This window comes from Roseburia sp. AM16-25, assembly GCF_003473825.1.
In the GTDB taxonomy this organism is placed as follows: Bacteria; Bacillota; Clostridia; order Lachnospirales; family Lachnospiraceae; genus Pararoseburia; species Pararoseburia lenta.
In genome coordinates, this window is record NZ_QUCW01000001.1 from 241,746 (window position 1) to 265,160 (window position 23,415).

23 protein-coding genes are annotated in these 23,415 nt (G+C 43.8%); 8 read left to right on the plus strand and 15 right to left on the minus strand.

The features are described 5' to 3' along the window. Positions 1-20 precede the first annotated feature (20 nt). The 3 genes from DW183_RS01165 to DW183_RS01175 form a co-directional block, all read right to left on the minus strand. Positions 21-2,582: an ABC transporter permease gene (locus DW183_RS01165; protein WP_118280261.1), complete on the minus strand. Its 2,562-nt coding sequence runs from the start codon at positions 2,580-2,582 to the stop codon at positions 21-23. Beyond that, on the minus strand, positions 2,572-3,258 hold the full coding sequence (locus tag DW183_RS01170; protein WP_009243486.1) for an ABC transporter ATP-binding protein: 687 nt from the start codon (positions 3,256-3,258) through the stop codon (positions 2,572-2,574). Before DW183_RS01170 ends, DW183_RS01165 begins: the two co-directional genes overlap by 11 nt. Positions 3,259-3,377: 119 nt before the next feature. After that, entirely contained in the window at positions 3,378-3,908 is a 531-nt protein-coding gene (locus DW183_RS01175) for a PadR family transcriptional regulator (RefSeq protein ID WP_009320282.1), read from the minus strand. Positions 3,909-4,036: 128 nt separating this feature from the next. Between DW183_RS01175 and DW183_RS01180 the strand changes: the two genes are divergently transcribed. Then, positions 4,037-5,428, plus strand: a complete 1,392-nt coding sequence (locus tag DW183_RS01180; RefSeq protein WP_118280262.1) for an MATE family efflux transporter — start codon at positions 4,037-4,039, stop codon at positions 5,426-5,428. A gap of 54 nt (positions 5,429-5,482) precedes the next feature. Here the strand turns inward: DW183_RS01180 and DW183_RS01185 are convergent, their stop codons facing one another. From DW183_RS01185 to DW183_RS01220, 9 genes are all read right to left on the minus strand, one after another. Continuing rightward, positions 5,483-5,677: a cysteine-rich KTR domain-containing protein gene (locus tag DW183_RS01185; protein WP_081703188.1), complete on the minus strand. Its 195-nt coding sequence runs from the start codon at positions 5,675-5,677 to the stop codon at positions 5,483-5,485. 1 nt (position 5,678) lies between these two features. After that, the gene (locus DW183_RS01190; protein WP_118280263.1) at positions 5,679-6,401 is read right to left on the minus strand and encodes a C45 family autoproteolytic acyltransferase/hydolase; all 723 of its coding nucleotides are present in this window, start codon (positions 6,399-6,401) and stop codon (positions 5,679-5,681) included. 92 nt (positions 6,402-6,493) lie between these two features. After that, on the minus strand, positions 6,494-6,673 hold the full coding sequence (locus DW183_RS01195; RefSeq protein ID WP_118280264.1) for a hypothetical protein: 180 nt from the start codon (positions 6,671-6,673) through the stop codon (positions 6,494-6,496). A 114-nt stretch (positions 6,674-6,787) separates the two neighbouring features. Next, positions 6,788-8,776, minus strand: a complete 1,989-nt coding sequence (locus DW183_RS01200) for a recombinase family protein (protein WP_118280265.1) — start codon at positions 8,774-8,776, stop codon at positions 6,788-6,790. 55 nt (positions 8,777-8,831) lie between these two features. Further along, positions 8,832-9,821, minus strand: a complete 990-nt coding sequence (locus tag DW183_RS01205) for a virulence RhuM family protein (protein ID WP_155220044.1) — start codon at positions 9,819-9,821, stop codon at positions 8,832-8,834. A 136-nt stretch (positions 9,822-9,957) separates the two neighbouring features. Continuing rightward, positions 9,958-10,122, minus strand: coding sequence for a hypothetical protein (locus DW183_RS12490; protein WP_165852585.1), 165 nt, complete (start codon positions 10,120-10,122; stop codon positions 9,958-9,960). After that, complete coding sequence (locus DW183_RS01210; protein ID WP_015538077.1) at positions 10,112-11,380, minus strand: plasmid recombination protein; 1,269 nt, start codon at positions 11,378-11,380, stop codon at positions 10,112-10,114. The genes DW183_RS12490 and DW183_RS01210 overlap by 11 nt, the downstream gene beginning before the upstream one ends. Positions 11,381-11,729: 349 nt before the next feature. Then, positions 11,730-13,103: a DNA primase family protein gene (locus tag DW183_RS01215; protein ID WP_015538078.1), complete on the minus strand. Its 1,374-nt coding sequence runs from the start codon at positions 13,101-13,103 to the stop codon at positions 11,730-11,732. Further along, complete coding sequence (locus DW183_RS01220) at positions 13,078-13,734, minus strand: CHC2 zinc finger domain-containing protein (RefSeq protein WP_330416281.1); 657 nt, start codon at positions 13,732-13,734, stop codon at positions 13,078-13,080. Before DW183_RS01220 ends, DW183_RS01215 begins: the two co-directional genes overlap by 26 nt. Before the next feature lie 192 nt (positions 13,735-13,926). On the opposite strand from DW183_RS01220, the gene DW183_RS01225 reads away from it, so the two are divergent. From DW183_RS01225 to DW183_RS01255, 7 genes are all read left to right on the plus strand, one after another. Beyond that, positions 13,927-14,136, plus strand: a complete 210-nt coding sequence (locus tag DW183_RS01225; RefSeq protein WP_015538080.1) for a helix-turn-helix domain-containing protein — start codon at positions 13,927-13,929, stop codon at positions 14,134-14,136. After that, positions 14,136-14,963, plus strand: a complete 828-nt coding sequence (locus DW183_RS01230; RefSeq protein WP_055149782.1) for a helix-turn-helix domain-containing protein — start codon at positions 14,136-14,138, stop codon at positions 14,961-14,963. The genes DW183_RS01225 and DW183_RS01230 overlap by 1 nt, the downstream gene beginning before the upstream one ends. Then, positions 14,944-15,585, plus strand: a complete 642-nt coding sequence (locus DW183_RS01235) for a sigma-70 family RNA polymerase sigma factor (RefSeq protein WP_082419129.1) — start codon at positions 14,944-14,946, stop codon at positions 15,583-15,585. The genes DW183_RS01230 and DW183_RS01235 overlap by 20 nt, the downstream gene beginning before the upstream one ends. Positions 15,586-15,611: 26 nt before the next feature. Further along, positions 15,612-16,283 (plus strand): response regulator transcription factor, encoded by a 672-nt coding sequence (locus DW183_RS01240; protein WP_015538084.1) that lies wholly within the window; start codon positions 15,612-15,614, stop codon positions 16,281-16,283. Continuing rightward, complete coding sequence (locus DW183_RS01245; RefSeq protein ID WP_118280266.1) at positions 16,280-17,293, plus strand: sensor histidine kinase; 1,014 nt, start codon at positions 16,280-16,282, stop codon at positions 17,291-17,293. Before DW183_RS01240 ends, DW183_RS01245 begins: the two co-directional genes overlap by 4 nt. Positions 17,294-17,394: 101 nt before the next feature. Further along, positions 17,395-18,162 carry an ABC transporter ATP-binding protein gene (locus DW183_RS01250; protein ID WP_015538086.1) on the plus strand — a complete coding sequence of 256 codons (768 nt, stop codon included), beginning with the start codon at positions 17,395-17,397 and terminating at the stop codon, positions 18,160-18,162. Next, positions 18,152-20,374: an FtsX-like permease family protein gene (locus DW183_RS01255; RefSeq protein WP_055149786.1), complete on the plus strand. Its 2,223-nt coding sequence runs from the start codon at positions 18,152-18,154 to the stop codon at positions 20,372-20,374. The genes DW183_RS01250 and DW183_RS01255 overlap by 11 nt, the downstream gene beginning before the upstream one ends. A gap of 82 nt (positions 20,375-20,456) precedes the next feature. On the opposite strand, the gene DW183_RS01260 is transcribed toward DW183_RS01255, so the two are convergent. Genes DW183_RS01260 through DW183_RS01270 form a run of 3 tightly spaced genes read right to left on the minus strand, consistent with a single transcriptional unit; the run spans position 20,457 to position 23,371 of the window. Then, complete coding sequence (locus DW183_RS01260; protein ID WP_015538088.1) at positions 20,457-20,702, minus strand: DUF6061 family protein; 246 nt, start codon at positions 20,700-20,702, stop codon at positions 20,457-20,459. Positions 20,703-20,712: 10 nt separating this feature from the next. After that, a complete protein-coding gene (gene rlmD / locus DW183_RS01265) occupies positions 20,713-22,419 on the minus strand; it encodes a 23S rRNA (uracil(1939)-C(5))-methyltransferase RlmD (RefSeq protein WP_118280267.1) in 1,707 nt (568 codons plus the stop codon). 1 nt (position 22,420) lies between these two features. Continuing rightward, complete coding sequence (locus DW183_RS01270) at positions 22,421-23,371, minus strand: 3'-5' exoribonuclease YhaM family protein (RefSeq protein ID WP_118280268.1); 951 nt, start codon at positions 23,369-23,371, stop codon at positions 22,421-22,423. Positions 23,372-23,415: the final 44 nt, after the last annotated feature.

The window sequence follows — 23,415 nt, forward strand, 5'->3', positions numbered from 1 at the left end:
CGTCCGTCCCACAACCTCATTTAACTATCAAAATTGTGCAGTCTTTCAATGACCGTTTCATCAGAAGTTGCCTTGTAAACAATGGCAGGAACGCTTAAGCAAATTACAAAGATTGCTGCGATCAAACCGATGACAAGTGCAACAGGGTATTTAAATACTGCATAGTTTGCCATATGCGGAACTGCATCTGCCACCAACATTAGGAACGCATTACCAAAAGTCATAATCAGCAGAGTAGAAATCAGAGCATAAATACCGCCTTCTAAGGTCAATATCTTCCTGATCTGCTTTTTCGTTGTTCCGATACTTTCCATAATGGCAAATTCATTTTTCCTTGCCACCACACCCGTCAACATAACATTTACAAAGTTAATCAAGCCGATGACAATGAGCAGAATTGCAGCACCGTTTCCCAGCAAACTCAAAGAGTAGTTCATCTGGTTATATAGTTCTTTCTGATTCACGGAAGATTTCAGCTGCCACTCCGATGTGGTCAAGGTACTGTTGATCGCCTGTAATTCGCTGTCAATTCGCTCTAAATCGTTGAAATTCTTAATGTCAACGCCGATTGCGGAAATTATTGGTTCTTTTGTCAGGCGTTCCATACCCGCTTCGCTGACAAAGATAACATCTGGCACCATATTTATTTCTTTGCGTCTGCCAATACCTTCTGAAAGAGTATTATCATAATCGTCATAGTAAAAAGCTCCGCCAATTTTGAAATCAGTTGCCTTGCCGTCTGTACTGTCGGCAGTTAGTGTCAATGTTTCACCCACTAAAGCGGTATTAGGAGCGTTATATTCGGTATCTTTTCCTGCAATCGCTGTTTCGCCACGCTTAAATGCTTCCATGTCAATAGGCGTATCAGGATGCTCTACATTGTATTCTTCCAGTACCCTGTCGTCTGGAAGCGTTGTAATATAGCAGCCATAGTCACCAGATTCAGCGTACCCTTTCAGTGTTTCTATCGTCTGTTCATAGGACTGCCCCTTTGCTTTATATTTGCTGTCCTCATATTTGATTTTCATAAAGCCTTCTAAATCGTTTTCATTAAAGTCAATACCTGCCCAGACTGTTTTTTGAACATCTATATTTTTAATACCGTCAAGCTGCTTGATTTGTTCTACAAAGTGTTCGTCAAACTGCGGTACTTCTTTATTGAGCTGTTCATACTGCTCAAACTGAATATCAGTGTATTCAAAGTTATAGTCCATATATTCCTTAATAAAGTTCTCAGCCGACATACTGCTTATAACCCCATTTACGCCTAAAATCATAGTAATTCCCATAAACAAGGACATAAACACAAGGGCAGCACGCTTTTTGGCACGGAATACATTATGAAATGCCATCACATGCAGCTTGCCACCATTGGTGGAATTTCTGCTTTTTGTTTTCTTCGGTGCAAAATTCTGAAACTTCAATGCTTCTATTGGCGAAATTTTTGCAGCCGCTTTTGCAGGAGCATTGCAGGCAATCCAAACGGTTACTGCTGAAAAGATTACGGACAAAATATAGATAGATGGATGGAAAAACACTTCGGCATCCATCATCGACTTGCCCTGTTCAAAACCCTCGTTCAACACAAATGGAACAATTCCAAAGGAAACAGCGGTGGCTAACAAAATACCAATCGGGATACCAATGCAAGCAAACTTAACTGCCTGATTTTTTACCAGTGATTTAATCTGTTTTTGCGTTGTTCCAAGCGTTTTCATCAAACCGTAAAAACGGGTATCATTTGAAATGGATATATACAAAACATTGTAAATAAGGAGATACCCGCTGCCAATAATAAAGAATACCAATAGGATTACCATTGCAATCACTGAACCGCTTGATGATTTCATGGAAACCGCACCGCCGAAAGATTGATTTTCGTTAAGCTCCACATCTTTTTGAATACGATAAAAATCATCAGGCATTTTATTCAACGACAAAGAAAGAACGCCGTCCTCTGCCATTGTATAGCCTGCATTTTTGCAATACGCTTCGGAAACAAAGCCCATTCCCGTGCCTGTATAGGAATGAAACCATCCGCTTAAAGTGAAATTTTTTTCCTGCTGACCGTTTTTATCATAATAGGACAGAGGGATTTCCATATTCAGCTTCGGCTCTTTCATTCCAAGCTGTGAAAGAGCATCCTTTGACAGCATAATTTCATTTTCATTTGAGGGATATTTCCCTTCTATATCTTTGATTGTTTCTTTATAGTGTTTATCCCATTCAGTAGTGTCGTAATACGAAAGTGCGATAGAAAGATCACGCCCCTCATCGTTCTTCTCGGCAACCGAGCCGACCATATACTGCGTACCGACGGTTTTAACATATTCCAAATTCTTAATCTGCTGTTCCTGCTTTTCTGTCGGCATCGCAAGGGAAGCATTAGCGGTCGTGCCTGCGGTACGCACCTGCATTAACTTCATATTTTCCATATAGTTAATGCCCAAACTAAACACGGTAGTAATCATAAATGTAGTGAGAACGATCGCAAACACCGCAAACAGGTTACGAATACGGTTTGCTTTCATCATTCCCTTTTCTACTCGCTTAACTGCTTTTTTATTTCGGTTAGCGTGCATATCTGACACCTCCCGAAACAACCTTGCCATCCTCAATGCGGATTGTGCGGTCTGCCATTTGAGCGATTTCCTCATTGTGCGTGATCATAATGGTGGTTTGGTGGAACTGACGGCTAATCGACTGCATCAGCAAAATAACATCCATACTTGTTTTTGAGTCCAAATTTCCAGTCGGCTCATCGGCAAGGATAATGGCAGGCTTTGTCGCAAGGGCACGGGCAATCGCAACCCTCTGCTGCTGACCACCTGAAAGATTATTCGGCATATTCTTAAGCTTTTGTTCCAAGCCAAGAGTATGGATAATCTCTTTTACAAATCTTGTATCGGTCTTGCCACCATCGATCTCAATAGGGTACACAATGTTCTCATACACATTAAGAACAGGAAGCAGATTATAATTCTGAAAAACAAAGCCAATGTTTCGACGCCTAAAAATCGTCAGTTCCTCGTCTTTCATTTTCAACAGTTCTTTTCCTCGGATAGTAACACTACCAGAAGTAGGACGGTCTAACCCACCAATCATGTTGAGTAGTGTAGATTTACCGCTGCCCGATGTACCGATAACAGCAACAAATTCGCCTTCCTCTACGGAAATGGATACCCCATCCAAAGCATGGACTTCGTTTTCTCCGCTTCCGTATATCTTTCGTAAATCTTTTGTTTCAAGTATTGCCATATTAAAACCTCCAAATTTCTGTTTTTATTTTGTAAGTTCAGTATAGCAACCACTTCTTACAATCTCATTACAATCCAAACTAAAAATAACAGCATTTCTTTTGTTCCTACCATGCACTTTTACGAATTGATTTCTTTTTTTAATGAAGCAATCCACTCCTCTATTGCCTCTGCCAATGTGTATTGTTGCCGTAAAACTGCCATACCCGTAACAGGAATATCTTCTTTACTCTTTTTCAAAGCAATATTTTCTTCCAGATATTTTTTCAATACCTCCATACTGCTCTCAATATTATCCAGACATTCTTGCTGTCTTTCTCTGGACATACTGTCCAGATTTACAATGACAGCATTAAAATCCAAAAAAATGTTTATCGGCTTACAGGATATTTCAAGCATCAATTTTTCAAACTGCTGTTTCCCTTTTTCAGTTAAAGAATACACTGATTTTTCTGGCATTTTACCCTCTTTTTCTATATGACTTGAAATATATCCTTTTTCCTCCAACTGGATAACCTTTTTATAAATAGACGGGGTACTAATTTTTACCCATTTTGAAATATTGCGGTACTCTACCAACTTTTGAAGGTCATACGCACTCAGAGGTTCTTTCTTTAACATTCCCAAAACAATTAAGTCAATGGTCGCCATATCAATTTCCTCCTTTACTCTCTTGACAACTACTATAAATTATAGTAGAATACCACTTGCGTTTCAACTGCTATAATATATAGTAGTATATTTTATTCTATTTATCAAGTGAAAGGAGAAAGAACACTATGGACAATCAAAACAGAAAATTGGAGTTATTGGGCAATGCTCCAATTCCAAAAGCCCTTTTAGCTATGGGTATTCCAACAATGATTGGTATGCTCATCAACGCCTTGTACAATCTTGTTGATGCCTATTTTGTAGGTGGCTTAGGCGAAAGTCAAATGGCTGCCATCTCGGTTGTGTATCCTCTCGGTCAAGTAGTCGTCGGCTTAGGATTACTTTTTGGCAATGGGGCAGCATCCTACATTTCTCGACTGTTAGGACAAAGAAATAAGGATCAGGCAAACAAAGTGGCAAGCACTGCACTATATAGCAGTCTTGTTGTCGGTGCAATTATGATTGTTTTATCAATCCTCTTTTTGAACCCCATTCTAAGACTTTTAGGTGCAACAGAAAGTGTCCTTCCTTATGCGGCTACCTATGCCGGTATTTACATTGTTTCTTGCATTTTCAATGTTTTTAATGTCACAATGAACAATATCGTGACAAGTGAAGGAGCAGCAAAAACTACAATGTGTGCCTTGTTGTTAGGTGCAGTCCTCAATATCGGGTTAGATCCATTATTTATATACACTTTTAATTTTGGTGTTGCAGGAGCTGCTATTGCCACAGCAATTTCTCAGGTAGTATCTACTCTTGTGTATCTGTTTTATATTTTCAGACAAAAAAGTGCTTTTCAGTTTAGAATAAAGGACTGTACCTTTTCTAAAGAAATTCTATCTGAAATTTTCAAAATTGGCGTTCCGACACTTGTATTTCAATTATTAACAAGTATTTCTATCTCTCTAATAAACAATGCCGCTGGTAATTACGGCGATTCAGCCATAGCGGGAATGGGCGTTGTTACCCGTCTTATATCTATGGGCAACTTAACAGTATTTGGTTTTATCAAAGGTTTTCAACCGATTGCAGGTTACAGTTATGGGGCGAAAAAATTTGATCGTCTGCGTACTGCAATCAAAATTTCCATCTTATGGTCAACTATTTTTTGTGTGATCGTAGGTTTATTATTCAGTCTGTTTTCTACGACTATTGTTTCACAGTTTACAACTGGAAACACAGAAATGATTCACATTGGAGCTTCCTCTTTAAGAGTAAACGGTATTACATTTATGCTGTTTGGATACTACACGGTATATTCCTCTTTATTCCTTGCTCTTGGAAAAGGAAAAGAAGGGTTTATTCTTGGAGCTTGCCGACAAGGTATCTGCTTCATTCCCGTTATCTTAATTTTTCCATTTATATGGGGATTAAACGGTATTTTATATGCACAGCCGATTGCCGATGTTCTCTCTGCACTTATTACAGTATTTATGGCAATCCCTTTGCATAGAAGTTTAGCTGTTGCCGAACAGAAAATGAAGATAACAGCTTCTATCCCCTGTGACAGGCAATAAAATCAAGCATAAAAGTAGTAACAGAGCCGATGAACTGTGAAAGCTTTCTCAAGTTCATCGGCTCTGCGTCTGTGCGTCTGGCTCTTTGATGACGGTTACTTGTAAATTCTCGACTTCAATTAAAGTTTCCTGTCTACATTTCGGGCAGTAAAGAGGATAGTTTTTCAAAACTGTGTCTTCTCTGATTTTGTTTCGGGTTTTGTTCCCACAAAGAGGACATAAAATCCATTGGGAATTTATACTCAGCATATTATCCTCGCCTTATAAGGTCATGTAACCGATTATCTGTAACAAATTTCTTTTTTCTGGGGTCACCCTCTGCACGATAGATTACTAAGCTGTCTAAATCAAATATTGAACTCCAAACTGTTTCAAAATCTGGCTCATCATCATATTGGCACATAAACCCATAATCACCTTTTAAGAGATGTTCGGTAGTTTCAATGTATTCATCTTTTATGCGTTCCGAAGAAAAGCTGTCTAATACTGTCCTGTAACGCCTGTGCGAGTCATAATCATTTCCTTTTGCATCGTCATATGGTTTCATCTCATCAGATGTAAAACTATTAACAGTACAAACAATACTGCCATTTTCAAAAATTTCTGCCGCCCGAACTTTTTTGAGAATTGGCGTACATTCAACCACTACCATATTGCCTTTTTTATCTGCAAGTAAAATATTGCAGTTAGAAGATACTGGCAAGCCCATAAGAAGGGAAACCGCCTGTTCGGTATTATCTGCCTTTTCAAGCAAATATCTTACAATAAAGCAAGAATTGAAACCTGCTTTTATCTTTTCAAGGTCGGTCATTACAAAAGTCATTGCTACAGCAAATCCGTGTTCATTCACTCCTTCTTCGCCGTTAATGAAAGAGGAAGTAGTGATATTGAACCTGTTTCCATTTTTCGGTGCATAGATTTCACTTTTGCTTCCTTCACGCAGATAAGGTGGTAAGTCATTATTTCTAGCCACTTTGTCAAGGTGGCTATGTAAACAGTACCAGAGAACGCAAAAAAGCCGCCTACTCTTAAAATCAATAAGAATAAGCGGCTTTGAAATTTGCCTTAGACATATTCAATTTTCATTCTCTTGGTCGGTGCATTTATGACCTTAAAAACAAGCTCGTCAACACAATCCGTATATCTGCCTTGCTGAATGAGCTGATTTTTTAACTCTACAAGGCTATGTATTAAAAGTTTTCTTTCGTGGCTATCCAAATACAGATGATTAAATTTCTCTCTCATAAGCACACCTCCACTTCTTTAGCTTCATTATATTGGAAAGCAGGGGAAAGGACAAATCTGCAAAAAGGGATAAAAATAAGCGTACCACTATTTCTAATGATACGCCTATCCTCATTAAATCACTTCAAAATGCTTCAACGCATCCTTTATGGCTTCCACTTTCTCTGCTGTCGGATGCTTCCTCGGCTGTTTCAATTCCTCTACCGCATTAGGAGCATCGTACATTGGCAAGCCTAAATCTCTCTTTACCTCTGCGATATATGCGGTATGTACCTTGAAGCCGTATTTAGCTTCTATGTACTCCTTTATCATTTTGTAGGTCACTCGTTCTTTGGGCTTATATTCTTCGGCTCTTTTAGCGATATTATCAAGCGGAACTTTTCCCTCACCCTCGCCAAACTCAACTTTTACGTTGATATGTCCGTCTGGCTTTTTGTGGGAAAGCAGTACTACCGTCTCGACATGTGTATCACTGTCCAAACTCATTTCCATATCTTCCTCAATAATCGGAAGCTTGAATTTGATGGATTTGAGCCACTGACCGTTTGGCTGTCGTTCCTCATAGATATGGATTTCAGAAATCAGCGATTCCATAATCTGTCGCTTCTCCTGCTCGTCCATGACAGCGTACAGCTTTTCAAAATAAATCAGCACTTTGTAGATATTGTCAGCAGTGAGTTTTTCTGCTTCTATTGCCATTTTCTTTGCTCTGGCTTCAATCAACAGATTCTCCGTATCCTCTATCTTATCATACATTTTATAAAGGCGATCATCAAGGTCTGCTTTACGCTTGATGTAGTGCTTATCATCTGGGTCAAGGGTATCAATCTCATCAATCAAACGGGACTTCGTAGCATAGCTCTGACGAAGCTGTTTTTCATAATTGGCAATCTCCTGTTCAATGGCGGATGTATCTATCTTCATATTGATTTTTTGCTGCATCATCGCCGCAAACTTCGGATTGCTGACCAGTTTGATAATAACCTCTGCAACAGCACCGTCCAGCAATTCCTCATTGATTTGCTTCTTGTATTCACACTTATGACCACGGGTCATAGTGCGGTGTTTGCAGCCATAATAGAAGAAATCCTTATATTTCGTGCCGTCCGGCTTGTGCTTGATGCTTTTGTTGCCGTACATTCCGGCTCCGCAAATAGGACATTTAAGTAATCCGGTCAGCAGGTGTACCTTGTTGTCTTTACCGTTGTTGACCTTTTCATACTTCTTCGCCTGAGCAAGAAGTTTTACTTGGGCTTCATGCCAGAGTCCTTCTGATACAATGGCTTCATGCAGACCGTCAACTAACAGATAATTTTCCTGCTCCACAAGTCGGTAATCATTGCGAGTTCCATGTACCTTTTCTGTTCTTCTCCTGCCGTAAGCAATTTTACCACAGTAAACGGGATTTTTCAAAATTCTGCGAATCAGGGCTGCATCAAACAGAGGATTTTTTCCATTCTGCCGCTGAATTTTGTTGATACCGTGATTGGCAAGGTATTTCGCAAGTCCGTTAGCTCCTATATCGGTATGCACATACTGGTCAAAGATAATGCGGATTGCCTCGGCTTCTTCCTCGTTGATATACAGCATACCTTTTTCCAATTTGTATCCGTAGGGAGCAAAACCACCGTTCCATTTACCCTCACGAGCTTTCTGGATTCTGCCTTCCATCGTCTGAACACGGATATTCTCACGCTCAATCTCGGCAACCGCAGAAAGCACGGAAATCATCAGCTTACCGGCATCTTTGGAAGAATCAATGCCATCCTCCACACAAATCAGATTGACATCGAAATCTTGCATCACCTGTAAGGTAGACAGCACATCTGCCGCATTTCTGCCAAAACGTGATAACTTGAACACCAGCACATAGGACACGCCATCTTTACCGGACTTGATATCCTCCATCATGCGGTTAAATTCCAATCTGCCCTCAATGGACTTTCCCGATTTACCGGCATCCTCATATTCACCGACGATTTCAAAATCGTTGAACTCAGCATAGGCTTTCATTCTTGATTTCTGAGCATCCAAGGAGTAACCGTCTACCTGAACGGCAGTAGATACTCTCGTATAAATATATACTTTTGTTTTTTCTTTCATATCGCCATCCTCATTTGTGCCACAGCCTGTGGCATAATTCAGCTTTCATCGTCTGTTATTTTTTGCCGTCAGTTTTCTGTTCCAACATCTTTATCGAATTTAAATAATCATTTTCCACGTCGCTGAGCGTTCTTGTCTTATATTTTCGATATTCTCCAGTCGCTTTATCAACAGCCTGCTTATGAGTAATGCTTCCATTTCCAATTAAAAGCTGCTCTCCACTCATGGTAAGAATGCGATCCAGATGCTCTGCCCAGTCCTGCATCGTCATTGCCTGTTCACGCTCTGCCTGACGTTCCGCAAAATCCAGATACCCGGATACAAGTTGTCCCATAGCACGAAGCTCTTTCTCATTCAGATAGTTTTTCGCAACAATCGCTTCTTTGAGTGTCGGCTGATTACCGGCAAAGGTGGTAAGTCCCATGAACTCTTTTTCCGCATCCGCTCTTGTATAAATCACTTCTGCCGCAGTCTGTCCGTGAATGGCATAATGAATTTTATTCTGAACCTTTTTGAAAAAACGGATAGAGATTTCCGCTTTCGGGTCGTAGTCAATGCTGGTGGCATAGATTTCAAGCACCTGACGATAAAACACCTTTTCCGATGCACGGATGTCTCTGATTCTTTCAAGCAGTTCCTTGAAATATCCACCGCCGCCCAGATTTTTCAATCGTTCATCATCCAAAGCAAAACCTTTTTTCATGTATTCTTTGAGAATGTTAGTTGCCCAGATTCTGAACTGTGTGCCACGCTTGGATTTTACACGATAGCCGACAGAAATGATAACATCAAGATTATAGTAGTCAACCTGATAGGTTTTTCCATCTGCCGCAGTTGTTGCAAAATTTGCAACAACTGACTCTCGCTGCAGCTCGCCTTCGGAAAATACATTTTTTATATGTCTTGAAATAGTAGATTTATCTCTCTGGAACAACTCTGCCATCTGGTCAATGGATAACCACACGGTATCCTCATCAAATGTGGTTTCAATTTTTGTCAATCCATCTTCTGTTGTGTAAATAATCATATTGGATTTTTGATTCATATCATCATAATTGTTCACCGGAACACCTCATTTCTAATTGTGCAACGGGGTATTGCGCTTTTATTCTATGTAGCTCTATGCGTTGAGAACAGTAGCTCTCGCATAGAGTTTGGACACTTATTCCACGACTATTATATCATTGCTTTTCCATCAATTCAATAGTGTCACTGGGTTCTTCAGATGTGTTTTCTTCCTCCAAACAAGACGGCGGCTCTGGAAGATTATCAATATCCAGAACCGCCGCATATTTTTCTATTAAATTTGCAAGTAAATCGGCAAAACCATTCCATTTATCTGTCAATAGTGCTCTCCTTTCTTTTTCGTCCACGTTCCTGCGGAATGTCCTGTTTCTCTTTTCCTCTGGTCAAAACGGCATTAAGAAAAGCCCGTACCCTTTCAGGTGCGAGCTTGACAGCATCCAGATACGGCTGAGCCTGTTCCAGAAGTTTCTCATATCGTTTTTTCCATACCCCAGCATCTTTCTTGGCTGTTTCATATTTTTGCTGGTATTTTAATTTCTCCGCTTTTTCAGCAAAGCTGCTGACAGCATAATTTTTGAGAGTACGGCATTCATCGGGTGTCAAGACGATGTTCCCGGTAAAAGATTTCTTACCCATCGACTCCAGCTCCTGAACCGTCACCGCTATTCCGGTTGCCGCCTTAGTCTGTGCTTGCAGGGATTTAAGCTCCTGCTTTTTCTTCTCCGCAGCCTGTGTAGTATCGTCAAGCTGTGCTTCTTTCTGGTTCAGTTCCGCCGTCACAGCTTCCAGTCGCTGCTTTTCCTTTGCCACCTTAAACTGGGTCACAGTCAGATGTTCCTCGGTGCTGTCACGCTCTCCACGTTCCACATCGGTATATCCGGCAGCTCTCATGTGCTGAAAAAAATCATCCTGTAAAACAGAATAGGATTTTCGGAGAACAGGCTTACCATTGACTTGCAGAATTGGTTTTCCATCTTTGTCCACAGCAGGTTTGGACAGCCACTTTTTACTGCGGCTGACCTGCATAATGGTTTCCTTTACCGTTCCTCTGAGAGCTTCATCCTTGCAGCGTTTCGACCACAAAATCTGTTTCTCCACCACAGGGACATAGACCACATGAAGATGATAATGGAACACGTCCTTGCCAAGTGCTTCGGACATCGCCCGGTTAATCTCGTCAGCGTGCATGACTGCCGAGAGGATATACTGTTCACCGCCAACAATCTCCACAGCGGATTTATAGGCTTCCTCATAAAACTGTCTGGCGTATTCATAACCGCCGTGATTGTCGAAGTACGCAGAGTTCACATCAAAGACCATTTCGTTGAAATGGACGGCATCCGCCTTCAGACCTCTGGTGGAAATGATGTTGTCAGCTTTCATCTGCTCAAACATTTCAGCGTAGCTCCCGGTAGGTTCTTTGAAGTGTACGTTGAGGGAACTTCTTTCCGGGATAATATCTTCGTTACTGTATATTTCTTTTTCACGCTCATTGTGTGCCTGTGCATCTCCGATGTCATTATCTGTGACATCCATATTTCTTGCACAGGTACGGTCAACTCCGTCATTTCTTGCCATATTTTTCCTTCCTTTCTTTGGGATTTGCAGACAGGTAGCTTTGGAGAGGCACTTCTGCGGAAGTGTAATAACCCACTATGACACTTTCATCCATACTGGCTGCAAAGTGCCGTGGGCTCTCCCGAGGGGCTCTCCGAGGGTAATGCGGTCGCTGCGGCGACCTCTGCCGAACATCAGAAAGTTGTCTGCTCCTCTTTCCAATGTCCGGCACGGACGGCTGCTGTTTTGCGAAACCGCCCCGTCCGTTGACAGAAAAAAGACTGACTTTTTCCTGTCATTTGGGTACGTCACGAAGGTTTTATACAGGAGTGATTTACGCTCGTACGCTGTGTACGTACGTACCAAAAAATCAATCCCGCCATTCCTCCGGTACGTACGTACACGGCGAAACGTCGTAAAACCCATTTATATTCGGACGGGCTACGGCTTCAATTCCCATGAATCCCCACACCCTGCGCCCGGCAGAGTTTGTGATTTTGTTGGTGTGTTCCAGATTGTAGCGACTTAAATTTGCCACCACACTGTCACTAAAGCTGCGGGATTTCAGGGGCGGCAGAGAATTTTCCTCACACCACATCCGATAAATTTCGTACAGCTCCTTGGAGCTGATGGAAGCATCCGCTTTCAGCCGGATATAGCCCTCAGACTCCATGAAGTCGAAAATATTGTTGTTGTCACGCTTGACGGACTCTCGGTTGGTTTTGGTGCGCTCACTTTCCGTGAATTTGAAATTGTTGGCAACCAGACGCTGCAATCCCTCAAACGCCCAGAGGAAAATGCCCTCCACCTCAGCTTTCATCTTCTGGGCGAGGTCAGGGTCATCCATTCTTCCGGCAGGCTTTTCCTTTGTGGTCAGCACAAGCTGTCTGCGGTAGAAACCGTCACTTCGGTCATACAATGCCTGTAAATCTCCGTTGGAGAAAGCCAGCAGACGGGCGAACATCCAGCCCTGATAGCTCTGTTTGCCCTTGCGCTCCAAATCCATTTTCCCTTGAGCTGTCACAATGGATTTCACATAATTGGTCTGGCGCAAGGCTTCCATTCGCATATCATCATCCACGCATAGGAGGATATGCTCCAGATCGGCACGGGCAAATCGGTTCTCAGAGATTTTACCAATGCTTCCGTCCTTCATGGAACTGCCCAGCATTTGCCCCAGCACCGCACCGATTTGGGATTTACCCTCGCCGCCATTGCCCTTAATGACCATCATCCTCTGTCCTTTATTGGAGGGAATCAGGCAATAGCCGATAAATTCCTGCAAGGTAGGGATGTCCTCCGGGTAAAGCAGACCATTCAGAAAGGAAAGCCACAGCACAGGTTTCGGAGTATCCGGGCGATAGAAAACCGGGAGCCTGTTTCTCACAATATCCGGCTTCCCCTCTGTAAAAGTGCCGTCCAGCATGAGCGTACCGTTTGCCAGATGAATCCTGTCCTGCTCCGGCGGGAAGTCCTCCACATGAGCCGCCAGCTTCATAATCTCAATGATGTTGCTGATTTTGCGGGGAATGTTGTTCACGGCACAATATTTCAATTCTTCAAAGATTTCGCCACGAAGCGGCAGGTCGTCCGTCACTCGACCATCAGGTGTGAAAAAAGCTCCGTTTGCAAAGATAATCTGACGGGTTCTCAGAAAATCTTCACAAAACAGAGCTTCATTGATACTCTTGCCGTCAAACCACATCGGCACATTCATCTCAAGCAATTTCCTGTTCTCTGACATGGCAGCGCACCTCCTTTTTCTGCTCGTCCAGTCGTGTTTGCATTCTTGCAATCGTTCCGTCTGTCAAAAGTTCCTTGACGGTATCAGTCCTTTCTTCCTGATCGCTCATAAGGAGCAAATCGTTCAGATACTCCACATATTCCAGCTTGTGGCAAGCTTCCACGAACCTCTCATCCGGCTCGTCCTCCGGTGCTTCGGGAGCATATCGCTCTTTCCAGTCCTCCAAAAGATGAAGATACCCGGACAGCACATTCATGCAGAAAAGCTCGTCCTGTTTCGACTGATTCACACGGGGACGGTACTTCTTTACCTGTGCCACCACGGACGGCGGCCTGTCCAGTCCGAAATCCGCAGCCAGTCTCTGCGCTGCTTCATAGGCAGACAGGTCAAGCAGCCTTGCCACAAAGTCAATCACATCTCCCTTGGCACCGCAGCCGAAGCAATAGAAGTAATCCTCGTTCAGCTTCAAGCTGGGGTGTCTGTCATCGTGGAAAGGGCAGCAAATCATCCCGGAGCGATTGATTTTCAGCCCGTAGTGTTCGGCGGCTTGCCTAACCGTGACCGCCGCCTTGACTGTTTCAAAAATGTTCATTTGCATAACCTCCTTGATTTTTCTCGATGATTTTTTCATCTGCCTGAATATACGCAGAAAAACGCTTTCAACCGAAAAATCAGGCACTTCCGCAAGCAAAGCAAAAAGCCGCCCCGAAAACTTGAAAAAATGCAAGTTTCGAGACGGCAGTGTTCACACAAAGTTGGTTGATATTGTTCCGTAAATAGAATATAATTGAAGTTAATATGAATCAGGAGGGATGATACAGAAATGAAATACCTGTCTACATTTGAAGTTGCCGAGAAATGGGGTATCTCTCCCCGAAGAGTTGGTATCCTCTGCAACAATGACCGCATACCGGGCGCACAGCGGGCAGGAAGCCGCTGGATCATCCCGGAGGACGCTGAAAAGCCGACAGATGCCCGCATTAAAAGCGGAAAATATATCAAACAGAAAACAGACAGAGGGGAGGAAGCATAATGGCTGATACTTATTTACCCGCCGATGTTCGGAAAAGAATCGTTGATGTAATGAGAGAACGCAAGATGACCCAGCGAGAACTGGCACTTCGGATTGATGTGAATGAAAGCACCATCAGCCGCTTCCTTAGCGGAAAGACCGAAAAGCTGAGCGAAGAAAGCGTTATCCGCATCGCCAGAGTGTTCAATGTGTCCACGGACTTTATCTTGGGTACGACCGTAATCCCGGATAAAAAGAACTACGATATTTCAGAACTGGGATTATCTGTTGAAGCTGCAAAGAATCTTTATACCGGAAAGGTCAACAATGATGTAGTCAACCGTCTGCTGGAAAATCCCCGCTTTGCCATGGTTACTTATATGATTGCACAGTATATGGATGATACCCTTGCAAGAGGATATGCCGCACAAAACCAGATGTTTGCTACCGTTGGCTCTCTGCTGTTGGGACAGAACCAAGCTCCCGAAGCAGTACAGGCAGCCCGAACCGCTAATGCCATGAAAATTCCCGCTTATCAGGCAGACCAGACCACGATTCAAAACACCTTTATGACGGTGGTTAAGGAAATCAAGAAAGAAGCAGGCAGCGATTTGGTCGCAGCCAAGGCAATCAGCAAGGAAGCCACCGAAAAGATGTTTGCCGAGCTGACCAAGGGGCAGGATATGCAGAATCCGACCATCACGCCGGAAGCAGTTGTTGATGCTATTACAGGCAGCATTTCCGGTGTCGATGGAGTCAATCAGGAAGCTCTGGACAACTTTAACAAAGCCTTGCTGGGGCTGATGCAGACGATGGTGCTGCCGGAAGATGATGGACAAGATAACTAACGAGCAGCTCTGTATTGCGGCGCAGAGCGGTGACAAATGGGCAGAAAACGCCCTTGTAGAGAACAATCTGCGGTTTATCCGAAAGACGGCATACGAGATATGGAGCGCACAGCGGGAGCTGAACGTTGCCCTCGGCATTGAACTGAACGATTTGGTGCAGGAGGGTTCATTGGGGCTTCTGGGCTGCATAAGCAGCTTTCAACCCGACTACGGGAACAAGTTTTTGACCTATGCTGCCCCGGCTATTCATAATGCCATGCTGGACTACATCCGCAGGCTGAATCCTACCTTTGAAGCCAAAAATCTGGACTGTATCATTCGTCTGGATGAGGTCAAAAAGGGCGAGAATAAGGGACAACATGAATTTATAGCAGATTCCAGAGTACAGAACCCAGAGCAGATTTTCATTGCAAAGGAAACCCACGAAGAAATCCATACGGCTCTGGAAATGATTGATGAGCGAGAGAAAGCCTATCTCTGGTATCGCTTTGGCTTTGAGGACGATGTCCTCCATCCTCTGAGCGAAACGGCGAAGCACTTCCATCTGTCAGAGAGCAGAGCAAAGTCCACGGAGAAATTGGCTCTGGATAACTTCTGGCTGGAACTGCCTTGGTGGTACTAAATATTCAAAGAAAGGGACATGTAATCATGGAAAAATATAAAATACTCATCATCGAAGATGACCCAATCATTCAAACTGAATTACAAGTTCTGTTAAACGGAAACGGATATGAGGCATCCGCAGTTACTGACTTTACATCAGTTATGCAAGCGGTCAAAAATACTCATCCCTATTTGATTTTGCTGGACATAAAGCTGCCACAAGAAAGCGGCTACTCAATCTGTTCTCAAATCCGCAGTTTTTCCAATGTACCGATTATCTTTGTAACAAGCTGCAATACGGACATGGATGAATTGAACAGTATTTTGCTGGGTGGAGATGCTTTTATCACCAAGCCTTATAACACAGCAATTCTGCTGGCAAAGATTTCATCCTTGATGAAACGAGCTTACCCGATAGAACAAATTGAGCGTCTGAATTGGCAAGGAGCGATTCTTCACTTAGAAAGTAGCACGATTGAATATGACGGTAACCAAGCAGAACTGACAAAGAATGAATTGAAAATATTATATTATCTTTTCAAACACGCAGGAAAGATTTGTTCCCGTAATGATATTGTAGATTATCTATGGGACAATCAGCTATATGTGGATGACAATGCTTTGAGCGTCAATATCAACCGCATCCGGGAAAAACTGGCGGGCATTGGCCTGACGGATTTTATCAAGACAAAGCATCGCCAGGGGTACACGATATGAACAGCAAACGGTATTGGAAAAACAGGCTTCCATTTCTGCTGACGAACCTTGTTTGCATGGCTGCGCTCACTGTATTTTTGCTGGTGTGCGGCAATTCGGCTTCCGCAGTAGTATTGATCCTGATCGTATGGGCATTGATTTTGCTGATGGGACTTGTCCTCACTTACTGGAAACGAAAGCGGCAGATGAAAAAACTTCTGGATATGGCGAAGCAGCTCTCCGAGAGATACCTTATTTCTGAAGTGATGGAACTGCCGGAACAGGCCGAGGATCAGGTTTACTATCAGATTTTGAAAATGGCTGGAAAATCCATGTTGGAGCAGATTGGGGAGGTCGAGCGGGAACGCCTGGAGTACAAGGAATACATTGAACAATGGATTCACGAAATCAAAACGCCCATTACTGCCATGAAACTCCTATGTGAAAACCATCGGACGAACTGGACAAAAGAACTTCTGCTGGAACTGGAAAAGACCAACCGCTTTACGGAACAGGCTCTTTATTATGCCCGCAGTGAGCATACAGAGAAAGATTATTCTGTCCGGGAAATGGCACTGTCCCAAGTGGTGCATCAGGCGATTGCAGATAACAAATATCTGCTGCTCCAAAGTGGTATGCGCCTGGAAGTGGAGGAAATGCAGGATACGGTTTATTCAGATGAAAAGTGGGTGCGTTTTATCCTAAATCAACTGATTGTCAATGCGGTCAAGTATCGTACGAAGCAGCCGGTTCTCCGCATTTCTACTCATAAATGGCAGGATCTGGTTGTCCTTGTCGTGGAGGACAATGGAATCGGGATTGCTGCGTCCGATCTGCCCCGTATCTTTGAAAAGGGATTTACCGGTCAGAATGGTCGTCTGATTCAGCAGTCCACGGGCATTGGTCTGTATCTGTGCAAACGGCTCTGTGAAAAGCTGGGCATTGGCATTACGGCGGAGTCGTCGGAACATGGCACAGCCATTTCCCTTTCTTTTCACATTAACTGTCTGATTCATGAAGTGCAGAACTGAAAAGCGTTCTGCACTTCTTACATTTTTGTTAGAACTTTGTAAGAAAACTTGATACAAACGAAGCCACTCTTATTTTACAATAGAGATCAGAGGTGATAACAATGAAAGAAATTTTGAAACTGGATCATATCCAAAAATATTACGGAAATGGCGGAAATGTTACAAAAGCAATTCAGGACATCAGCTTTTCCGTTCAAGAGGGAGAATTTGTAGGAATCATGGGAGCATCTGGCTCCGGCAAGACTACCCTGCTCAACTGTATTTCCACCATTGATACCGTCAGTGCGGGACATATCTATCTGGACGGAACCGATGTGACGGAAATCAACGAAAAACAGATTGCCCGGTTTCGTCGGGAGAATCTTGGATTTGTATTTCAGGATTTTAACCTGCTGGACACGCTGACCATTTCGGAAAACATAGCCCTGGCGCTGACCATCAACAAGGTTCCAGCAGGCGAGATTGATGGGCGGGTGCGGGAAATGGCCGGAAAGCTGAATATCACGGATATTCTGGACAAATACCCCTATCAGGTGTCCGGCGGCCAGAAGCAGCGGTGCGCCTGTGCCAGAGCCATTATCAATCAGCCTAAGCTGATTTTGGCGGATGAACCCACCGGTGCGTTAGACAGTCACTCGTCCCAGATGCTGCTCTCGACGATCCAGAGTATCAATGAAGATCTCGGAGCCACGATTCTGATGGTGACACACGATGCTTTCTCGGCAAGCTATGCCAATCGTATTCTCTTTATGAGGGACGGGGCAATCTTTACGGAAATCCGTAAGGGGGGTGATTCCCGCAGGACTTTCTTTGAAAAAATCCTGGATGTCCTTACCATGATGGGAGGGGGCATGAGCGATGTACGCTAAACTTATTTTCAAAAATGCAAAGCGGTCTGTGAAGGACTATTTGATTTATATTGTGACCATGACACTCTGTGTCACCCTGTTCTATGCGTTTTTGTCTATCAGCAGCACCCATTATCATCCGACCATTGGTGCGGAATATAATATTTCCCTGCTGGCTGGAGGTATGAAACTGGCAATTTGCGGGATTAGTTTGCTTTTGTTGTTTCTGATCCACTATGTCAATCGTTTCATGCTGAGAAAAAAGCAAAAGGAGTTTGCCGTTGAGGCAACCTTGGGAATGGAGCAAAAAACCATAGGCCTGCTCTTTTTTGGAGAGACTTTTTTCCTGCTCATATTCTCTGTGTCGGTGGGAATCCTTCTGGGGATGGTCGTTTCTCAGGTCATTACGGCTATGCTGCTTGCTTCTTTTGGGGAACCCTACGCTTTTTCTTGGTCGTTTTTCCCGGATACTGTGCTGTTGACCGTGGGCTTCTTTGTTGTTTGCCAGATTCTGGTTGGAGTCGGGAATGTCAGAATTCTCAACAAAAGCAGGATTATTGAGCTTATGACGGCAAACCGTCAGAATGAAAAACCGCTTCATAAAAGCAGATGGATGCCGATGATCTGTATTTTCTATGGCATTCTGCTGCTGTGGATGCTGGAGGTAGGTACTGTAAAATATCATTTTTACTTCGATTCCAGACATCCGCTTCCTGTAAAGCTCATGTATTGGGGGAATGTCCTTTTCCCTGCACTGACGCTGCTTTGGGCAATCGCAGGTGCTGTTTTACACAGAAAAATAGGGTTTTCCCGATATCTTTGCGGACTTCTGGCTGGTGCTGTATTGACCGCTATCCCGATTTTTTCCATCGCAGAACTGGAAAAAGCCTACTTCCTTGGATTTGACGCTCCAACTCTGAATCAATATTTGCTGTTTGGGGTTGCGGATATTTTGTTTATCATTTCCGCAGTCATGTATTTATCGAATGCGGCGCTCCTATACTGGAAGGAGTCTAAAGTGTCCCGCAAATATCATAATACGAGTTTATTTCTGTTTGGACAGCTTTCCTCTAAGCTGGCTACCAATACGAAAACGATGACGATCATTTGTGTGACCCTGACTTTTTCTATCTGCTTGTTTGTCATTGCGCCGGTTTTAACGGGATGGAGTCTGGGCTATTTGGACAGTCGGGCTGTCTATGATATTCAAATTTCAAGCCGCTACAACGATGTTTATGAAGTGGAAAATCTTCCGGATACAGACTATGGAGAAATTACTGCGTTCATAGAACAAAACAAAATAGCGATAAAGGACGATTTGACTTTTTCGGAATATCTTCCCAAGCAAAGCGACTTTCACCAGCGAGTAAAGTACAATTTTCCTCCCTTGGCGATCGCACTGAAGGATTATAACGCTGTTCGGAAAATGTTGGGATATGAACCTATTATCTTACAAACGGATGAATTTGCTACCCACTGGCATCGTGCAGCAGAGGACAAGGATATTGAAAACTACATTGCTGAGCATACCTTATTGGAAACTGACGCAGGCACCCTGAAACTCAGTGAGAACGCCGTGTTTCAGGAGCCTGTGGGGGAATCCATCTATAATCTTTATACAGATGTGGTGTATATCATACCTGACGAAATAGCGCAAGTCTTGCTTCCGGTACAGCGCAACCGATTTGTGATGACCCAATATCCGCTTCCCTTCAAAACGGCAGAAATGCTGGAACAGCTTCTTGGGCGTTCTTATCCAGAAGATCCTGATAAAGACAATCTGGCAGGATACAGTACAACTGTCCATACTACGGAAGTGAACCGTATAATCGCCCTTAACTTTATCCTAAAAGCGTCCTTGATCTATGGTGCAATTGTTCTGATGGTGATGTGTCTTACCGTGCTGGCTCTTCAGCAGCTCCTGGATGCAGAAAAAAACAACTACAGATTTTCGGTTCTGCGAAAAATGGGAGTGGAAGAGAAGGACCTGCATACTTTGGTTCTAAAACAGCTTGGTGTTTGGTTTGGGATGCCGATCACAGCGGCAATCGTTGTAGCAATTATTGTGATTGGCTATTTTCTTCAAAGTGTTTCTGCTGAAATCTCAGCTTATATTGGCTGCGGAGCCTTGATGGTACAAGTAGGGATTATCATTGGTATTCTTTTCTTACTGCTGATATGCTACTTCATAAGTACATGGATATTGTTTAAGCGGTCCATTTCGGAGAACTGATAAAGTCACAGTACAAAAAGGAAAAGCCGCCTGTATGAGCATTTGATATGCCCGCACAGGCGGCTTGCTTTATCTCTGGTAATCAGTCCAAAGGTTTATATTCTGTAACAGTTTTCAGGTATGTTTCCGGGTCGCCGTTGAGAACTAAATCTGCATAGGCTGCCGGATCGTTGTAAATCAGCCAGTCCAGCTCTGACCGCTGATATATATTATCGGCAACCTCATTCTCTACCGCAATCGTATCAATGGCAATCATGCTGCCATTTGCAAATTTCAGCTCCACACAGGCAGTATCCATATTGAACTCACAAGAAAGTAAACGCTTCATTTTGCCCTCCTTAGATCATGCCGAAGTGCTTGAGCGCCTCCTTGATTGCTTTTTCCTTATCGGGCGGGCATTGGGGCTGTTTTGCATCATCGGACTTCGGTTTGTTGTAATTTTCTCGCTCGATGATACCGCATTTCTGCTTCACCTGAGCGATATACAAGCTGCTGACCTTGAGTCCGGTATGCTCCAGCACATATTCCTTGATTTCCGAATAGGTGGCTTTCTTCTCTGCATCGGTGAGATCAAGTTCGTCCATGTGGATGTCTACCTCGATATGTTGCTTTGCATTAAGTTTGGACAATAAACACACCGTCTCAACATGCATGGAATGGCAAAATTGGTCGACCGGTCGCACGCGCAGCACCTCATACCCCTTTCCCTGTAAGTACTTCAAGTCTCTTGCCAAAGTAGCGGAATCGCAACTGACATAAACGATCCGCTCCGGTGCCATGGCAACCATGGTTTCCAAGCACTTCTCATCACAACCCTTGCGCGGCGGATCCACAACGATCACATCCGGGTGCAGACCTGCATCACCATCATCTGCATGTTCTTCTACCCATGCCGGCAGCACTTCCTCTGCCTTGCCCACATAAAAAGTTGCATTTTCGATCTGATTATTCTTGGCATTTTCTCTGGCATCCGCAATGGCTTCCGGCACAATTTCCACACCATACACATGCTTTGCCGCCTGTGCCAAAAATAAAGAAATGGTTCCGATACCGCAGTAAAGATCCCAGACGATCTCCTTGCCTGTCAGTCCCGCATACTCCAAAGCAAGACTGTACAATTTCTCCGTCTGCACCGGGTTCACCTGATAAAAAGATTTTGGCGAGATAGCAAAAGTCACGCTCTCATCTGTCCTGGTAAATCCCCCAGACTCTTCTTCTCTGACCCGATGAATGGTATCACGGATACACAGATCTCCCCACAAAAGCTGCACCTTATCACCAAGAATACGGTTGGTCTTTTCCTTATTTACATTATAAGAAATGCTGTGCATGCCCGGGACTTCCGACAAACTCTCCACCAATCGATCTGCCTGCGGCAATTTATCCCCATTGATGATCAGGCAGACCATGACTTGTCCACTATGAAAACCTTTGCGTATCAAGACATGACGCAGCAGACCTTGCCCTGTCGTCTCATCATAAGGCTTGATATGGCAGGCTTCCATGTACTCTTTGATGACAACCAGGATCTTTGCATTCTCACTGACCCCCAGCAGGCAGTCATCGATCGGGATGACCTGATGGCTCCTTGCCGCATAAAATCCAAAGACGATATTGCCGTCCTTATCATATCCACAAGGAAACTGCGCCTTATTGCGATAGCGGAACGGATCCTCCATCCCGACCACTGGCTCCATGACCTTTTCCACTTGTTCCTGTGAAAAGCTGCCGATCCGCCTTAAGTTATTTTCGACTTTTTTCTGTTTGAGAACCAGTTGCTCCTCATAACAGAGATTTTGGATCTGACATCCCCCGCACTGTCTTGCTATCTTGCAGGGAGCCTCCACACGCTTCGGCGATGGTTTCACAATTTCAACAAGGCGGGCGTAGCCATAGCCTTTTTTCAGCTTAGTCACGCCCGCAAGAATCTCGTCTCCAATGACGGCATCTTTGACAAAAAAGGTCATCCCCTCATATTTGCCAATGCCTTCACCGCCGATGCCCATATCTTCGATTTTCAGAATAAAGGTATCATTCTTTTTCATATTATTCCTCTGTACTGGTTTTTCTGATATTGGAATCAAACAAACGGTTGAATCCCTGCCACTTGAGATCGCCCTCTGCCACATTGCCCAAAGCCTCTTTCATGGTCTCCATCTTGGCATCGATATTATCCGCAAAACTAAGTGCCACTGCCTCTGCGATCGCAGGCTTCTTTGGCGAACCAAATTCCAACTCGCCGTGATGTGCCAAAATACAGTGGATCAGTTCTCTCGCCTTGACCTCCGGAAATCCCTCGATCGTATTGATGCGCTCCTGCACCTTGGTAGCCCCGATCATAATGTGTCCCAACAACTGTCCCTCATCGGTATAGTCATTCTGTGGAAACGAGGAAAGTTCATCCAGTTTTCCGATATCATGGAAAATAGCCGCAGTTAAAAGTAAATCACGATTTAAAATCGGATAAGTCTGTGCATAAAAATCACAATTCTTTGTCACACCCAGTGTATGTTCCAAAAGTCCCCCAACATAGCCATGATGCACGCTCTTGGCAGCGGAATGGAATTTAAAACGCTTGGCAAACTCCTCGTCTGCAAAGAAACTCAAAAGCAACTGCTTCATATATGGTGCCTTGATCGTCCCGATAAATCCCAGCAATTCCTCATACATGAGATCCACGTCCTTATCAGAACACGGAAGATAATCCTCCGGTATGTATTCGCCCTCCTGCGCAACGCGCAGTCTCTTGATATTTAACTGGTATGCGCCCTGGAAAGATGTGATATCTCCCTGCACCCAGATATAATCCAATTCGTCATAGTCATCAATTCCCATGGAACTCGGTTCCCAGATCTTGGCATCCAGTGTCCCGGTCTTATCCTGCAGCATCAGGCTTTCGTATGGCTTTCCTGCCTTGGTCAGTGCCGATTGCTTTTTGCGGCACAAATATATTTCATTGATTCTTTCTCCCTCTGTGAGGTCTTTGATAAATCTCATTACATTCTCCTCTTCTATGCAGAGCGTCTTCTTGCGCCATACCT

Bases quoted from the DNA above. Each gene is read 5' to 3' on its own strand.
- DW183_RS01165 (WP_118280261.1), bottom strand. From the start codon at position 2,582: ATGCACGCTAACCGAAATAAAAAAGCAGTTAAGCGAGTAGAAAAGGGA.
- DW183_RS01170 (WP_009243486.1), bottom strand. From the start codon at position 3,258: ATGGCAATACTTGAAACAAAAGATTTACGAAAGATATACGGAAGCGGA.
- DW183_RS01175 (WP_009320282.1), bottom strand. From the start codon at position 3,908: ATGGCGACCATTGACTTAATTGTTTTGGGAATGTTAAAGAAAGAACCT.
- DW183_RS01180 (WP_118280262.1), top strand. From the start codon at position 4,037: ATGGACAATCAAAACAGAAAATTGGAGTTATTGGGCAATGCTCCAATT.
- DW183_RS01185 (WP_081703188.1), bottom strand. From the start codon at position 5,677: ATGCTGAGTATAAATTCCCAATGGATTTTATGTCCTCTTTGTGGGAAC.
- DW183_RS01195 (WP_118280264.1), bottom strand. From the start codon at position 6,673: ATGAGAGAGAAATTTAATCATCTGTATTTGGATAGCCACGAAAGAAAA.
- DW183_RS01200 (WP_118280265.1), bottom strand. From the start codon at position 8,776: ATGAAAGAAAAAACAAAAGTATATATTTATACGAGAGTATCTACTGCC.
- DW183_RS01205 (WP_155220044.1), bottom strand. From the start codon at position 9,821: ATGAATCAAAAATCCAATATGATTATTTACACAACAGAAGATGGATTG.
- DW183_RS01210 (WP_015538077.1), bottom strand. From the start codon at position 11,380: ATGGCAAGAAATGACGGAGTTGACCGTACCTGTGCAAGAAATATGGAT.
- DW183_RS01215 (WP_015538078.1), bottom strand. From the start codon at position 13,103: ATGTCAGAGAACAGGAAATTGCTTGAGATGAATGTGCCGATGTGGTTT.
- DW183_RS01220 (WP_330416281.1), bottom strand. From the start codon at position 13,734: ATGAAAAAATCATCGAGAAAAATCAAGGAGGTTATGCAAATGAACATT.
- DW183_RS01225 (WP_015538080.1), top strand. From the start codon at position 13,927: ATGAAATACCTGTCTACATTTGAAGTTGCCGAGAAATGGGGTATCTCT.
- DW183_RS01230 (WP_055149782.1), top strand. From the start codon at position 14,136: ATGGCTGATACTTATTTACCCGCCGATGTTCGGAAAAGAATCGTTGAT.
- DW183_RS01235 (WP_082419129.1), top strand. From the start codon at position 14,944: ATGATGGACAAGATAACTAACGAGCAGCTCTGTATTGCGGCGCAGAGC.
- DW183_RS01240 (WP_015538084.1), top strand. From the start codon at position 15,612: ATGGAAAAATATAAAATACTCATCATCGAAGATGACCCAATCATTCAA.
- DW183_RS01245 (WP_118280266.1), top strand. From the start codon at position 16,280: ATGAACAGCAAACGGTATTGGAAAAACAGGCTTCCATTTCTGCTGACG.
- DW183_RS01250 (WP_015538086.1), top strand. From the start codon at position 17,395: ATGAAAGAAATTTTGAAACTGGATCATATCCAAAAATATTACGGAAAT.
- DW183_RS01255 (WP_055149786.1), top strand. From the start codon at position 18,152: ATGTACGCTAAACTTATTTTCAAAAATGCAAAGCGGTCTGTGAAGGAC.
- DW183_RS01260 (WP_015538088.1), bottom strand. From the start codon at position 20,702: ATGAAGCGTTTACTTTCTTGTGAGTTCAATATGGATACTGCCTGTGTG.
- rlmD (WP_118280267.1), bottom strand. From the start codon at position 22,419: ATGAAAAAGAATGATACCTTTATTCTGAAAATCGAAGATATGGGCATC.
- DW183_RS01270 (WP_118280268.1), bottom strand. From the start codon at position 23,371: ATGAGATTTATCAAAGACCTCACAGAGGGAGAAAGAATCAATGAAATA.